Annotated in this window: 13 protein-coding genes; 5 read left to right on the top strand and 8 right to left on the bottom strand. The window is 45.8% G+C overall.

Translation table 11 applies throughout. The features are described from left to right. Positions 1-48: 48 nt before the first annotated feature. The 8 genes from VLA77_00810 to VLA77_00775 are packed head-to-tail and all read right to left on the bottom strand — an operon-like array spanning position 49 to position 11,398. Complete coding sequence (locus VLA77_00810) at positions 49-1,251, bottom strand: hypothetical protein (protein ID HSE29109.1); 1,203 nt, start codon at positions 1,249-1,251, stop codon at positions 49-51. A 3-nt stretch (positions 1,252-1,254) separates the two neighbouring features. After that, positions 1,255-2,532: a M23 family metallopeptidase gene (locus VLA77_00805; protein HSE29108.1), complete on the bottom strand. Its 1,278-nt coding sequence runs from the start codon at positions 2,530-2,532 to the stop codon at positions 1,255-1,257. Beyond that, a complete protein-coding gene (locus VLA77_00800; GenBank protein ID HSE29107.1) occupies positions 2,529-5,177 on the bottom strand; it encodes a hypothetical protein in 2,649 nt (882 codons plus the stop codon). The genes VLA77_00805 and VLA77_00800 overlap by 4 nt, the downstream gene beginning before the upstream one ends. After that, positions 5,167-7,062, bottom strand: coding sequence for a DUF87 domain-containing protein (locus VLA77_00795; GenBank protein HSE29106.1), 1,896 nt, complete (start codon positions 7,060-7,062; stop codon positions 5,167-5,169). The genes VLA77_00800 and VLA77_00795 overlap by 11 nt, the downstream gene beginning before the upstream one ends. Position 7,063: 1 nt before the next feature. Continuing rightward, positions 7,064-7,942 carry a hypothetical protein gene (locus VLA77_00790; GenBank protein HSE29105.1) on the bottom strand — a complete coding sequence of 293 codons (879 nt, stop codon included), beginning with the start codon at positions 7,940-7,942 and terminating at the stop codon, positions 7,064-7,066. A gap of 22 nt (positions 7,943-7,964) precedes the next feature. Further along, positions 7,965-8,810 carry a PrgI family protein gene (locus tag VLA77_00785; GenBank protein ID HSE29104.1) on the bottom strand — a complete coding sequence of 282 codons (846 nt, stop codon included), beginning with the start codon at positions 8,808-8,810 and terminating at the stop codon, positions 7,965-7,967. Between the two features lie 6 nt (positions 8,811-8,816). Then, positions 8,817-10,076, bottom strand: coding sequence for a hypothetical protein (locus tag VLA77_00780; GenBank protein ID HSE29103.1), 1,260 nt, complete (start codon positions 10,074-10,076; stop codon positions 8,817-8,819). Further along, entirely contained in the window at positions 10,076-11,398 is a 1,323-nt protein-coding gene (locus tag VLA77_00775; GenBank protein ID HSE29102.1) for a hypothetical protein, read from the bottom strand. Before VLA77_00775 ends, VLA77_00780 begins: the two co-directional genes overlap by 1 nt. Positions 11,399-11,467: 69 nt before the next feature. Here VLA77_00775 and VLA77_00770 point away from each other — a divergent pair, with 69 nt between their 5' ends. The 5 genes from VLA77_00770 to VLA77_00750 are packed head-to-tail and all read left to right on the top strand — an operon-like array spanning position 11,468 to position 13,434. Next, the gene (locus VLA77_00770; GenBank protein HSE29101.1) at positions 11,468-11,893 is read left to right on the top strand and encodes a hypothetical protein; all 426 of its coding nucleotides are present in this window, start codon (positions 11,468-11,470) and stop codon (positions 11,891-11,893) included. After that, entirely contained in the window at positions 11,890-12,324 is a 435-nt protein-coding gene (locus VLA77_00765) for a pilin (GenBank protein HSE29100.1), read from the top strand. The genes VLA77_00770 and VLA77_00765 overlap by 4 nt, the downstream gene beginning before the upstream one ends. After that, positions 12,321-12,593, top strand: coding sequence for a hypothetical protein (locus tag VLA77_00760; GenBank protein ID HSE29099.1), 273 nt, complete (start codon positions 12,321-12,323; stop codon positions 12,591-12,593). Before VLA77_00765 ends, VLA77_00760 begins: the two co-directional genes overlap by 4 nt. Beyond that, positions 12,593-12,964: a pilin gene (locus VLA77_00755; protein HSE29098.1), complete on the top strand. Its 372-nt coding sequence runs from the start codon at positions 12,593-12,595 to the stop codon at positions 12,962-12,964. Before VLA77_00760 ends, VLA77_00755 begins: the two co-directional genes overlap by 1 nt. Then, positions 12,961-13,434, top strand: a complete 474-nt coding sequence (locus tag VLA77_00750; protein ID HSE29097.1) for a pilin — start codon at positions 12,961-12,963, stop codon at positions 13,432-13,434. The genes VLA77_00755 and VLA77_00750 overlap by 4 nt, the downstream gene beginning before the upstream one ends. The last annotated feature ends 62 nt before the right edge of the window (positions 13,435-13,496 follow it).

Below are 13,496 nucleotides of genomic sequence, written 5' to 3'. Positions count from 1 at the left end.
TAAGGGGTACGTGGCCAAAGCCACCTCTGCCCCTTCTATTCTTAGAAATTATAAATCGATCTGGTATACTGCATCATTACTGGATTGTAGTTCATCTGATGAGTAATAGATCTCCTTTTTTGAGGGAGATAGTGAAAGCGGCGCACTCCAACCCAAGCTGCCCTCCACTTTCGCCAACAGATTCCATGTTGGCGTTTCGTTTAGCGTAATTTTCCATATTCCTTGGTCTAGAAAATATATCAATGTTTGTTCGTCGAGCCACTTTATACTTTGTGGATGAGTTGTATAACTTAGGTAGAGTTGTCTAATCGAAGATGTATTTATATCCATTATATAAATACCATCGCCTGCACTAAAGGCGAGTTTCTGGCCATCGGGCGACCAAGTCGCCCCGTCGATTACGTAGTTTTTCAACGCATCACTTTGCTTTTGAAGCCTTTCGTTTCCGGAATAAATTTCGGGAGTTGCGTTACTCAATTCGGATTGCGCCTGCCCTTCTTCGCCTTCAGTCTCATCCACAAACACGCCTGTTTCAAAGACGACAAATTGATTATTTGGACCAAGTGATAATTGCGGTTGAAGGAATCTAACAGGAACTTCGACCACAGGAGCCGCTGTGATTGTAGGCCTTATGTAGACGACCTTTTGTTCTATGTAAGCCAGTGAATCACCTAAAAACGAGATCGTACCTGGGTTAGTGATTTTATAGCCTAGAGGAGAAATTGTCCCAAAGTCGTAATAGTGGCTTTTATTAGCTGTATCAGTTAATATGGCTTGATCGGCGTTTGCCCAATATGCTTGAGAGTATGATCCCTGAGACAACTCTTTAAGGTACTTCTCGCCAAAAGTTAATCTATCTAATTGATTAACGTCCTTGCGTATAAAATTCAAAAAGTTTTCATCTGCAAAAATGTATTTTGAGGAATAGGGTGCTATTTTTTTTGGAGACTTTACATCAACTAAATCGAGTGTTAGGTCTACAGGGGTACCTTGTTTTAACGTAAAAATCGATCGCGTCTCTTTTTGGTTATCGGTAACAACTACCGAGTATATACCTGGCTTAAGTCGGGTGCTGTATGGCGCGTTTTTAGAGTCAACAACCTGGTTTTGCAATGTGTAGATAGATACCTTGGCGTTTTGGCTATTGCTTTTTATGTTCACTTGTTCTGTGGTGAAAAAGTTATATGCGAAAAAACCGATTGCTACAAGGACCACTGCTACGATGACGAAAATTATTATTTTTCTTCTCATTTTTTACTCCGGTAATGTTTGGTAAGAAGCTTTTAATGCCGGCTGAGGATCGAGTAAAGGGCCGTGTGTTCCACCGCTATTTCTCGGGAATCCCGTTTGGATCGGACTGACGTCTATGTGCAAGTGTGGTGGGAAGCAACCGTGCGGGTCGCCAATTTCGCCAATAATATCGCCCGCATTCACAATTGTGTCTTCGGTAGGCCTGCCTTGCTGCCCCATATGGGTTGTGTAGTATGTGTTACCGTCGCCGCCAAGAGCTGGGTCGCTAAATATTGTTACACTTGGGCTAAAGCAGCTAATCTCTGAGTTCGCCCTAATAACTCTGCCGGGTCGTACGGCAACAACTTTAGTTCCAACTGGATCAAGAATGTCTGCTGCTAAGTAATCGTGGTGACAGAGGCCTTGTATTCTCACGACTGTTCCTAGCGCACCCATAGATGAAACTTTGTTAACACAATTAGGGTTCCAGCCACCTTTTTTGAGTTCTGTTTTTGTTGTGATTAGTGGGAATACGAAACCGTCTGGGCTTACACCTAAACCTGTTGGAGCACAAATTGCCGTACTGTCCGAGTTTTGAACCGATAAGTCCGTAGGTCCGGGCTCAGCGTTTTGGTCTGGTGCCCAGGAATAAAGCAGCTCATCACCATTAGTTTGACCACCCGTTCGTTGCTGAGCGAGCAAAGCTTCGACCGCCACTGGCGGGAACCCGGAAACGCGACCGCCATACTCTGCAGGTGTTCCTAATTGTGGCTGTTGCCAGCCTTGCTTAGGATCGTTATTTCGCTCAGTGTCTACGCCCGTCCATGGCGCTGGGCCAGATTCCATAACAACGGCAATAATACTTCTGTTTGATCTTGGATTGGTTACTAGAACTTTTCGTGGGGCTTCATTTAGCCAAGCAATTTGAGCCTGATCGGCCACTCTGGCGCTGCCGTCCCAGAACCATTCATGTGTAGTCCACCGCATTGTGATGTAGAAGTCACGGTAATTTTGGCCAAGTTTTGCAAACTTACCGTAAGCCATGCCCTCTCCGGTGGTTGTAAGATTGCCGTTTTCGTCTACTGGATCTTCATTGCCCATATAACCTTTGGTTGCCGGTAGCTTGAAGCCTTCAAGTTCCGATGTTTGCGGCGTGGCGCTGCACGAACCTTCCTCAAAAGCCGGCCCTCCCCTCTCTACAGTTTGAGGAGTGTTATAAGCACTGACTTCGCTGGCACCGTTCGCGATAAGTAGTGTTGCCGCCAGTAAAATTAGGATAAATCGTTTAGCTAAGTTGTTCATAAGTATTTGTAAGTTACGTATTTAGTAAGCAGTCCGTCGATTGTGGCATTATCGGCCCAGCAAACATCCTCTACGCCTTCTTGTTTTTCGGGGCAGGTTCCGTCGTTTTGTAGCATTTGCGGCGAAAGTTGGGTGTTTTGCAATGTGCCCAGAGGAATGCCCTGATTGTTATTTATGCCGCTAATACTGTTTGGATCGTTGGCCGCAGCCAGTGCTTTGCCTGCAAAAATTGTCGCTAGGTTGTCTGGAATTCTGGCTACTGCTCGGGCAATTCCCTTGGCAAAAGAGGCCATGTTTTGTGTTGAATCTATAGGCATTGGTGATCGCAAAACTGCTACACTCGCCAATGAACCTGGGGTATTTAAACTGAACATTCTTTCTTGCCATGGCAATGCGGCTAAGTTTTCTTTATCGGCCTGGGCGCGGTAGGCGTAGAGTTCTTGCAGTTCCTGCTCGCTTAAGTTGCCACAACCAAAGTTTTGTTCGCAGGTGGTTACGTATAGGTCTTGTGCGCCCGATACCATGCAGTTTAAGAAGTTGAATGACCTTAAAGACATATCACATTCGTTAATTAACATATCCGAAGACAATCCGAAGCTCGTGCCAATAACTTCGCTTAAAGGGCGTTCGGTTAAGAATGTTAGTAAATCTTGAACGGGTTGCGGACCGAAGTTTTTTAGTAAAAGTACTAAAGGAGAGTTGGCAATTATCTCCCCACCGATGTTGATTAGCGGGTTGTTTACCATTGTCGTAACCAACTGTTCAATTATCGAACCGAAGATCGGCAAGTCTCGGATTGCATTCCAGGCGGCAAAAATTCCAAAAGTATTTTGTAGTTCGGAGTTTTCGGTAAACCACGAATCCTTGAAGGTCTGCATTGGATTTTCGGCGGCGCTGTTAACTTTTTGGTAAGTTTCGAGCGGCTTACCCCTGCTGGTGTCGTCGTAGGATATATAGTTGTACGCTTGCGAGTCTTCCATATCAACAAAGTTTTTTGCCATGATGCCGGCCGATTTGTAGTTAACTTCCTCGGCTGTGCTCTGGCTGGTCCCTATCCACGACATCAAGAAAAGGCTTCCGGCTTGTTGGCGACGCATATTCACAGGGAGATCCTTGTAAGCAGGGTCTGTGCTGCCGTAATCTGTTACTGTTCCTACATCCAGCCAACCAAAAAGTGGCAAACTAGCTTGTGTTAGCTGGGTTGTTAGGTTGCTCCTTGATTTGTCGCGTAAAGTTGGAGCTTCGTAGTTGGTTTCGGGGCTTATTGTTTCAAGATTATCATTGAAGGCTTTTTGAGTTGCGGTTACTAGTGAACTCGATTCGTTCTCTTGTAAGGTTGAGTTTGCGGTTATGTCGGGCTGAACGTTCTCTTGGTTGCAAACTCCTGTGCCGAGCATACAGCCCATTGCGCTGCCAACGTTTGTGACCGTCGGTTGAGTTGTGGTCGAAACGCGATATTTGGCAACTTCGCTTAGCTGTTCGCCGCTTTGAGCTTCGTCGGCACCAGGAATGTTTAATCGTGGGTTTTGATAAAGAGCCTTGGCTGGTTGTGCAATTTTGCTATGCTGCGCCCAATCCCAAGAGTGCATTTCGTTTTGAATAACACCTCTCACCCCAGTGCTTTTGTTTAAAAGTGCCAATGCCTCAAGGTTTGTGTTTGCGTCGCCCAGGCCAATTCCACGGCTTACAACGCGTACGGTTCCGGCTTCGTTGCCTCTTTCAAATGCGAGCAAATACTTATCTTTTATAACTTCTTCGAAACCTAAATCGCGCATGGCGGTGTATAGCTGACCGGCTTTACCGCCAGCTTGCGGCAACCCGACCTCAATGCTAGCTTTAGATCCGCCGATTACATAGCCGGCTAAGATTGTGCGAGTTCTTAGCTCTACAATTGTTTTTATGGGTGAAAAGGCTTTGTCTGCCACAGATTTTGTTGCGATATCGCCTTTAAACGGCGACGCCAAGAACACTACTCCGAAAATAAGTAATAGTGGCGATAAAACGGCTACGGCTATAATTATGACTTTATGGCTTTTTATTGTCTCTAAAAGTGATCTTTTTGAGCCAGTGGCTGCTTTTATAACTCCACTCGGCGAAACATCTACCCCAGTTGCAGCTTTAACGGCTACTGGGGTAGCTGCGGCTGCAGCGGTAGTGGCCATTGCTCCACCAGCAACAACTAAACCAGCTCCCATTGTCTCGGGTGCTGATGCGGCGCCCGCCGCTGCTATCCCCGCTTCCGCCGCAGCCAACGTTCCTGCTGCTCCCGCTGTTCCCGCAGTGCCCGCGGCACCTGCAGCACCGGCGGCACCAGCAGCTCCTAATGCGCCCGCGGTTTCGGCTGTTCCGGCTGTAGCCCCGCTAGCAATTGCCGATCCGGCCGTGTTAGCCAGGGCCTCGCCACCAGCTTGTGCAGCGGTCCTAGCACCTTGTTCAGCGCCTTTTTTAAAGCCTTTTTCGATACCTTTTCTAGCAAGATCGCCTGCTCGTGAGCTTACTTCGTCACCGATGCGTTCACCAGCACGCGAAAGCCGGCCCTGCTCTTGGACCTCAGGTATTTGTGGCTGGCCCTCAAAGTTATTTAATCTTGAACGCCAATCCGGTTCGTAGTCTGGTTCGTTTCCCGTTGGAACGTTATAGGGCACCTTCTACTCCTTGACCTGGTATTGGTTGCTGTGGGTTAGGTTGCTGTGCATAAAGCTGTTGTAACTGTTGAAGCTGCTGAGGATTGGTTGTAATCAAGCCGGTCTCAGTTGGGCTAGCAATAATCTGTAAGTGCACATGATTTGGTCCGGCAAAGAACAACCCCTGCCCTACCGGGAATTGAGCCAAACGCTTTTTTTCTTCTTCGGTTAGCTTAAACACATCCGCCAAAACGTCAACTGCCGAAGTGGACTGTTTAAGTAGAATTTGCATACTGGCATTCGCCACAATTGCACGACCCATTTTACTGGTCATAAAGTCTTCAACGTCCTGAGTTATGGTGGTCATACCCAAAAAGTATTTTCTTGCGCGCTTAGCGAGGCTGAATAAGAAGTTTGCCGAGTCTTCATATTTCATTAGCTGCCAAGCCTCATCAACTACTAATAAACGCTTGCGTCGCTCGGCGCGTGTTTTATTCCAGATGTAGCTCAAAACGATATACATTGCAACCGGGCGAAGCTCGTCTTCTAGGTCTCGGATGCTAAAAACAACCATTTTATTGTTGATGTCCACATTTGATTGCTGACTAAAGATACCGGCAAATGTTCCAGTTGTATATTTTCGCAACCGTTGTGCAAGTTGCGGACCACTCCCGCCCATATGTAATAGCGTCTCGTAAAGATCGTTGATTGTTGGCGGCTGCCCGGTATGAGTTAATGGGTCGCTCGTGATTCCTGCTCGGGCATAGGTATCGATCAGAGCTTGATCAAGATCAGCTTCTTCTACTGGGCTGAGCGCTGGCAAAGTTACGCCACCAGGTAACATTTGTGCGCCACCCATCATAAGTCGCAAAAGCCCGTGTAAGTTAATTAGATTGGCACGTAGAGCGTCCTCGGCCTCTTCGCTTTCAACTACTTTTGGTAGATCAAATGGATTTATTCGAGTGGTCGAGTTTAAACTTAGATTAACATAACTTCCGCCTACCGCATCGCAAAGTCGCTGATATTCGTTTTCTGGGTCTACGATAATTACTTCGGTACCCATCATTAAGCTACGCAAAGCCTCTAGCTTGACCGCAAAAGATTTACCGGCACCAGATTTTGCAAACACCACCATGTTGGCGTTCTCTAAACTGAATCGATCAAAAATCACAAGGCCGTTATTATGCATGTTGATTCCATAAAGCACACCTTTTTCTTGGGTGAGGTCGGCACTTGTAAACGGAAAACTTGTGCTAAGTGCGCCCGTATTCATGTTGTGGCGAATCTGTAGCTGGTCGGTCATTTGCGGAATCGTACTGTTCATTCCTTGCTCCATTTGACTGCTAGCAACCTTACTGAACACTAATTGCTGACCTAGAATTGTTTCGATCTTATGTTGCACAAACTGCAGCTCATCTAAACTGTCACCGTAAACTGTAATATACAAGCCAAACCTAAAAAAGCGTTCAGCACCAACTTGCAGTTGGTCACGCAGTTCCTCGGCGTCTTGGATAGCAGCCTGTAGGCCCGGATCGCGCACCTTACCGCGCTCAGCGTTAATGCTAATACTGGCTTCTAGCTGGCCTACTTTTTTGCGCAAATTGTTTAAAACTACCTGGCTTTCAACTGGATAAACAAACATGCTTACATCTATAACTTCGTCGATATTGATGATCGGACTTAGCCAGCCAGTAAAGATTTGACGCGGGTAGCCATAAACGTAAAGTGTGCGAGCGTATTTTGTGCCAAGCCTAAAGTAGCCACTCTGGATTTCGAGTGAGCTTGGCGCGATGATGTCGCGCAGAGTTGTTATACCGCGCAAAAATTCTTGCTCGATTTCTTGTTGCTCGCGGTAGCGTTGAGCTTGGGCTAAGTCAATTGGATCAGGTTTTTTACCGAATGCCATATTACATCGCCTCCTTATCTAAGTGTGGTTGCGGAGCTTTGCCTTCGCCCTTGGTAACGACTGCAGCACTAGTTAGGTTTTCGAACTTACCTAGTGGTTCGCGCACAGCTGTGTCTGGGTTGTAGACATTGTAGTATAGTTCGCCTAGCTCTTTTGTGTTTAATCGGACGGCACGGATTCCAATTTGAAGCAGTCCGTTTATGACCGTATCGGTGCGATTGCGAAGCTCATCGACAGCTTTTGCATAAGTTTTTTCGTCGATTCTGATTCGCTGCTGGGTCTGCGGTGAAAACAAGTTTGCTAAAAAGTTCTTACTAGTATTGACTGCGCTTCCAACATCGCCGCCCGGGTAGTAAGGCACTATTATAAAGAAGCTCTTTTCCATAATGTTGGTTTCTTGCGCAAGAATACCAATAAAGTCGACATAATCGTCCATTAAAACACCAAGGAGCATGTTGTCTTGTTCGCGGCGAATTTTACCCAAGCGTTCAAGATACGGGCCGATGTCGACTTTTTGGGATCGAACAAATATTTGCATTGGAAAGTAAAGTGAGTTTAAGAACTGCTGATAAGAAAATTCAACTGCTTCGCGTTCGCGTGAGCTCATAAGATCAAAGTTAATCGAACGGCAAGCAATTACAGCGCGCATAGTGCCATCGTTTAATATGGCCATTCCATCGCGAAGTTCAGAGATGAGCAAGCTGTTTTGCGCGCTATTCGGATTTTTTTGTTTGTTACCCGTACTTGCTACCTGGGGTGAGCCACCTGCCACGATGTTGCCCGCCGGAGTTGGCGGAAGAGCCGCTAAAGGTGAAGCACCCTGTGGGAGGGTTGCATTAACCGGTTGTTGATTAGCTGTCTGTTGATTGTTGGGTGGCATTTAACCAGCCCTCCCTGTATTTTTAATGAAGTTTAATATCTACTACTGCACCCTTATTAAGTTCAAGCTTCTGGATTTCGTGTGCAATTGTACTCACCTTCAGATTGCTGTTCGCGAGTCTAATTATATCAGGTGATACTGGCGGTGTCATCGCAGGTTTTTGCGCAACAGGTGCGGGCTTTTGTTGTCCGGCAGGCAGAATAACTTTTTGATGCATTGAAGTTGGGTAAGGGTTGTAGTTTATATTCACCGGAGTTGCCAGAGCGGGTTCGGTTTGCGCTTTTTTCATCATTTCAATCGCCGCCTGCCTTTGCTCTTCTGCTTTTTGGTCCATAAGCTCCTTAAAGGTTCGCGACAACGCCTGGTCTTCGTCTAGGACATCAACTGTCGATCTAGCTTCGGCCGCTACTGTTGCAGTTACGCTTGGATTTGTGGTTGTTTCCACACCTTTATGAGCCCAACCACGACTGTCCATAACGCGCGCAAGATAGTCTAAGCGTTCTTGAGCCGAATCCGCGCCGTATTCTTTTGTAAGCTGTTTCTCCATTAACTTTGGCGCGATTATTTCTACATAACTAATTACACCCTCTGGATCCCACTTACGAAGCTTTGGTTTTAGATTAAATCTCACAATGGCCAATAAGTATGTTTCCATTGGCTGATCTTTTCGTAGTGGCAAAGCCAAAGCGCCAAAGAAAATGGTTATAGGTAGCGGGATTAAAAACAAAAGCGGAAAAACCCTGAACAAAAAGAAAGCGATTACTGCTGCCCCAAGAGCAATTGCTAAATAGACAAACTGTCTAAAGCTAAAAGGTCCAAGTAGCTTATCTTCGGCTTCAACATCTTGAGGTACTTTATAAGTGGCCATGGATTCCTACATGTGAGGTTCGCGCTCAGTAACCATTTGATCAAGCTGTGCTTTAAATGCCGGATTAGCGTTAAGCAGGCTATTAAGTTTTTCGCGGGCACCTTGATCTTTGTAGGCTGCGCTTGTGCCGTTAACTTCACCCTGGACATAAGCTGTGGCAAGCTCATGTAGCCCGTCGTCAACGAAACGAGTGAGTGGGAAGCTTTCTGTTGCCCCAGTTGTGGGGTTGTATTTTTTCATGGTCACGGTCTTTACTGGGAATGTAACTGCGCCAGGAACAAAGCCAGGTGTGCCTGGTGTGGCTTTCGGAGCCTGAGTCATTACGGCGCGTGCAGTAGACTCCACACCATCGCCACTCATACCCTTGTAGCTTTCGGCAGTAACCTTCTTTAGGGTGTCGCCAACGTTCGACTTGTAGCTCGCAGTGTATGTGCCAAGAGGTCCCATAGAAATATCGACGGTGTTTTTTAGCATAGATGGGTTGCCGTTTGCACCCGCAGCACGCTGGGCGGCCTGAACTTGACCAGACCAGTAGGACAATCTTGCTTGCTCGAGTTTAGGGGTGCCTTGCTTATCATTGTCTGAGTATGAGTCGGTTAAGTAAGACATGATGTCTTCGTTTAGATCACCTGTTTGTGCTAAGTGATTCATAACTGCAAGCGACGAAGCTGCAGCTCCGTGACCTCTGAATGTTATGCCGGCTGCGTTCAACTCACTGTCCATGCCAGTTCCAGCGCCACCTCTAGCAATACTGGATAAGTGAGCTTTAAGATTTGACGGGTTCATGTGGCCAATTGTTGATCCAAGCTCTGTCGAGCGGTCACGCATGTCGCGAACCATACCTTGTTGCGCGAAAGCCAAGTTCTTATCACCAGCACCAAAGGTGTAGGCGCGCAATGCTCGACCCAGTAGAGAGTCGCTCGAAGATGCGGCTGCGTAATCTCTCTGTGCACGACCTTTCCTTGCGAAGGCTTTTTCGCGTTTGGCTTCTTGCCAAGCTTGCATTGGGCGAGAGTTACGAACGGCTTCTTTGGCACCAAATTTAGCAGCACCAGCCCCGATTTTGCCAACTCTTTTTACTCCACTCATCCCTGCCTGGTACATGGCTTTGGTGGCTTTGTCCGCGGCTCCAAAAGAAAATGCAAACCCACCAATTCCAGCAGCCGTAACTATAAAACCTGCCGCAGCGAACATCGAGCTTTGTGCAACCTCAGATATAACGTTGCCTGTCGCAAAATGATTCAGTATGTCAAACATAAAATCCATTAGAACTGTGCTCCTATGTTAGTTATGATATGACCAGCTATTCTGGCAGCCGAAAGAATCAACATACAAATTGGGTACATTAAGACTAGTCGAATCAACATATTGAACCATTGGTTTAGCAAATTGGCGGTGTTCGGCAAAACCCCCGCGGCAAAAGCCACCGGCGAAATTAGAACTAAGAATATAAGCACAATTTGTCGGAAAATAAGTACAAGCACACCAATTATGATCATAACCGCAGAGAAAATAATCATAATAAAGAGTGCAACAAGTATAGGCACCGATGCCCCAAATAACGGCGCAATGATTCCGCTAAGGTCAAGGACAGGCTGGTCGCCGATAATGGCAGCTGTTAGTAATGAAGCAATTCCAATGCCTAGAACGTTAGAAATATCGATCATTATTTGACAAATAAAGAACGACAAGTTTGCTGCGATTGCCATAAGAATAAGCCGCGGAAGAATTTTTTTAACACCATAAACACTACCAATTGCCTGCCAAAAGATCATTACAAAGAAAACCAAAATGAACAAAATATTGGTTGCATTTCTGACGTTGTCCCAGATCTGATAGAGCTCGGTTTGAACCGTCTGCCCTTGATCGTTAACAGTGGTGACTGTGAGCGGATTAATGCTCAAAAAAGGCACTAAAATGTAGGTAATTGCTAAGTCTATTGCTCTAAATGTGAATTCGATCGCCGGACAAATAACCCAGTCAACAAATAAGTTGCTTTCGCCCGCACAGACAATTACGGGCAAGCCAGTTTCGGGATCAACCCTGATGGCATGTGCCAACACCCTGTTATCTGTGTTATTGTCTCCCATTAAAAACGTGGTCTGGCCGTCCTCTACTCTTACGTTAGAAAAAACTCTGCTTGCGCGGTAAACGCCGTCATTGTCACATAGACGGGCGCTCAGAACCGTATCTACTGGGTTAAAGCCGCCAGTGATAACGTCGATAATTCGTGAAATTGGAATGATATCCCCAATAATACTAGTCACTGAGCTGCAGAGCTCTTTTGTGAGCTCAAATTGGACAGTTACTGTGTAGGTACCGCGTGGCACGTTTGTGATATCGATTTTGCCGTTATCTATAGTTTGACTGCTGCCGGCTGCGGCTGGATCGAGTGTAACTTCTATCAAGTCATCCTCGATTACGGCGCAGGCTTTTTCACCGTCGCCTAATGTTACTTCTACGCAAAAATTACCACCGCTAATCGTGCCTTCTGCGTGCGCAGAGGTGGCTTGGAGTGTGAAGTTCGCCGCGAGAGTTATTGCGACAAAGAACAAAAACCGCCCTACTAATTTAATTGTCCGACTCATTGTTTATATAATACGCCATTATTGTATTTGCGTATAGATTATCGCACGATTTTGGCATACAATGTGGATATGAGTTTTAAGCGGCCAATTCTGTTTGCGATAGTTTCTTTATTCAGCTGTTTTTTAATGTCTAATGCAGCACTTGCTAATCCGATTCCTCAGAATTTGCGGTGCACAACGAGCTCAGGCGAGCAAGGAATTAAGACCTCAATCGCCCTGGTCGGCGAACGTTGTATCGAGAATGGATCAACATTTCAAACCAATCCAATTGTTCAAGTTTTAGTAGCTGTTTTGGCGCTTTTTGCTGGTGGAGTTGGCCTTGTGGTTGTAGGCGGAATTGTTTGGGGAGGTTTTTTATATATGACAGCCCGCGGCAACAGTTCGCAAACGCAACAAGCGATCACAGTGATCATTAACGCCTGCGTTGGACTGCTGCTATTCATATTTATGTTCGCGATTTTGAACTTTATTATCCCCGGAGGAATTTTAGGATGATCAGTTTTTTCGTAGAAGGCATTCTGAGTTTAGGAATGATTTTTTCTTTCACCTCCGCTCCTTTAACTAATTTCGCGGCTTGCGAAGGCACACCTCTCGAATTCCTAGGTTTAGAATCTTGGGATCACTGTCTGACAAGAGTTGAGACCTGCAACAATCAGGGTGATTGCGAACAAACAGTTGTTATTAATTCGATTCGCGATATCTGGAAGATAATAATTCCCCTATTTAACGATGTCTTAAAACTCGCTGGCTACATTGCGATCGGTTTTGTGATATGGGGCGGAATTCAATATACTAAAAGCCAAGGTGAACCAAGTAACCTGTCGGCCGCGAAAGACACTATTAAAAACGCAATCATTGGTCTTATAATTGTTCTTTCGTCGATCGCAATCACTCAGTTTATATATAGGGGCTTTGTCTCATCATGAAGAATTTTGCTCAAACAGTAGTAATCCCCGGAATCCCCAAAGTTGCTTTAGACAATACGGTTATTGGAACAGCGATGTCGCTTACATTTACGGCAATTGGTGGGATTTGTGTACTTTTTATTTTGATTGGCGCGATTCGCTATGCAACTAGTAATGGCGAGCAAAAAGAGATCGGTCAGGCAAAAAATACAATTTTGTATGCAGTGATCGGCTTGATTGTTTCATCGAGTGCAGTAGCTTTAATTCAATTTGTTTTAGGGAGAATATAATGAAATTAAAAAGTATTTTAGTAGCACTTAGCATTATTGCAACTCTTGTTGCTGTGCCCGCTAGTGCGGCGGTGATCGATCCATGCCTTGATCCAGATTTAGTAAACACCGAGCTTTGTGCAGCGGCAAGTGGAGATGACAGCCTATTCGGTGCTAATAGTATTTGGAACAATATCTTAAATGCCCTAACTTTTGTAGTCGGTGCTATTGCCGTGCTGATGATAATCATCGGCTCAATTAGATATGCGGTTAGCGGCGGCGATCAGGCTCAAGTTACATCTGCTAAGAACACAATTATATACGCCGTGGTTGCGCTAATAGTTGCAGTAATGGCCAATGCAATAGTAAACTTTGTATTAACAAATATATGAGATATTTAGCTAAATTTTCTGGAATTGTAAAAATAACTTTTGTTTCGGCGTTTTTATCGCTGTTTGTGATTGCTCCGGTTGCGGCGAACCCTTCGCTCGAGGCAGCTTGTGTTAGAGGTGGTGGAACCTGGGATGGCACGACTTGTATTCCTGCAGCCACTTCGTCTTCAACGGCGAAAGAATCTGCCTGTTTAGGGTCTGGTGGAACCTGGGATGGCACGACTTGCACTAGTCCAGACGGCCGAACCGTGACTGGAACTTTGCAGCAAGTTGCGAATATCCTAATCTTTATCGTCGGAGCGATTTCGGTAATTATGGTAATTATCGGTGCTATTCGCTACACTGTCGCGCAGGGCGACCAAAATGCAATTAGCGCCGCCAAAAATACAATTTTGTACGCCATTGTTGGTGTAGTTTTATCTGTCGCAGCCTTCGGAATAGTCGGGTTTGTGACCGGGCAATTCAGCTAAAGTTAAACTATCTAGAATTTTGTGTAATAAATGTTACAATGAAAGCATAATCGGAGAAAAAT

This window comes from Candidatus Saccharimonadales bacterium (assembly GCA_035457485.1).
In the GTDB taxonomy this organism is placed as follows: Bacteria; Patescibacteriota; Saccharimonadia; order Saccharimonadales; family EFPC-124; genus DATIBO01.
The sequence above is the reverse complement of the archived record's forward strand: the minus strand, read 5'-3'. Positions and strand labels throughout refer to the sequence as shown.

Excerpts from the sequence above, each read along its gene's own strand:
- VLA77_00810 (HSE29109.1), bottom strand. The coding sequence starts at position 1,251 with ATGAGAAGAAAAATAATAATTTTCGTCATCGTAGCAGTGGTCCTTGTA.
- VLA77_00770 (HSE29101.1), top strand. The coding sequence starts at position 11,468 with ATGAGTTTTAAGCGGCCAATTCTGTTTGCGATAGTTTCTTTATTCAGC.
- VLA77_00760 (HSE29099.1), top strand. The coding sequence starts at position 12,321 with ATGAAGAATTTTGCTCAAACAGTAGTAATCCCCGGAATCCCCAAAGTT.
- VLA77_00755 (HSE29098.1), top strand. The coding sequence starts at position 12,593 with ATGAAATTAAAAAGTATTTTAGTAGCACTTAGCATTATTGCAACTCTT.
- VLA77_00785 (HSE29104.1), bottom strand. The coding sequence starts at position 8,810 with ATGGCCACTTATAAAGTACCTCAAGATGTTGAAGCCGAAGATAAGCTA.
- VLA77_00750 (HSE29097.1), top strand. The coding sequence starts at position 12,961 with ATGAGATATTTAGCTAAATTTTCTGGAATTGTAAAAATAACTTTTGTT.
- VLA77_00795 (HSE29106.1), bottom strand. The coding sequence starts at position 7,062 with ATGGCATTCGGTAAAAAACCTGATCCAATTGACTTAGCCCAAGCTCAA.
- VLA77_00765 (HSE29100.1), top strand. The coding sequence starts at position 11,890 with ATGATCAGTTTTTTCGTAGAAGGCATTCTGAGTTTAGGAATGATTTTT.
- VLA77_00805 (HSE29108.1), bottom strand. The coding sequence starts at position 2,532 with ATGAACAACTTAGCTAAACGATTTATCCTAATTTTACTGGCGGCAACA.
- VLA77_00775 (HSE29102.1), bottom strand. The coding sequence starts at position 11,398 with ATGAGTCGGACAATTAAATTAGTAGGGCGGTTTTTGTTCTTTGTCGCA.
- VLA77_00790 (HSE29105.1), bottom strand. The coding sequence starts at position 7,942 with ATGCCACCCAACAATCAACAGACAGCTAATCAACAACCGGTTAATGCA.
- VLA77_00780 (HSE29103.1), bottom strand. The coding sequence starts at position 10,076 with ATGGATTTTATGTTTGACATACTGAATCATTTTGCGACAGGCAACGTT.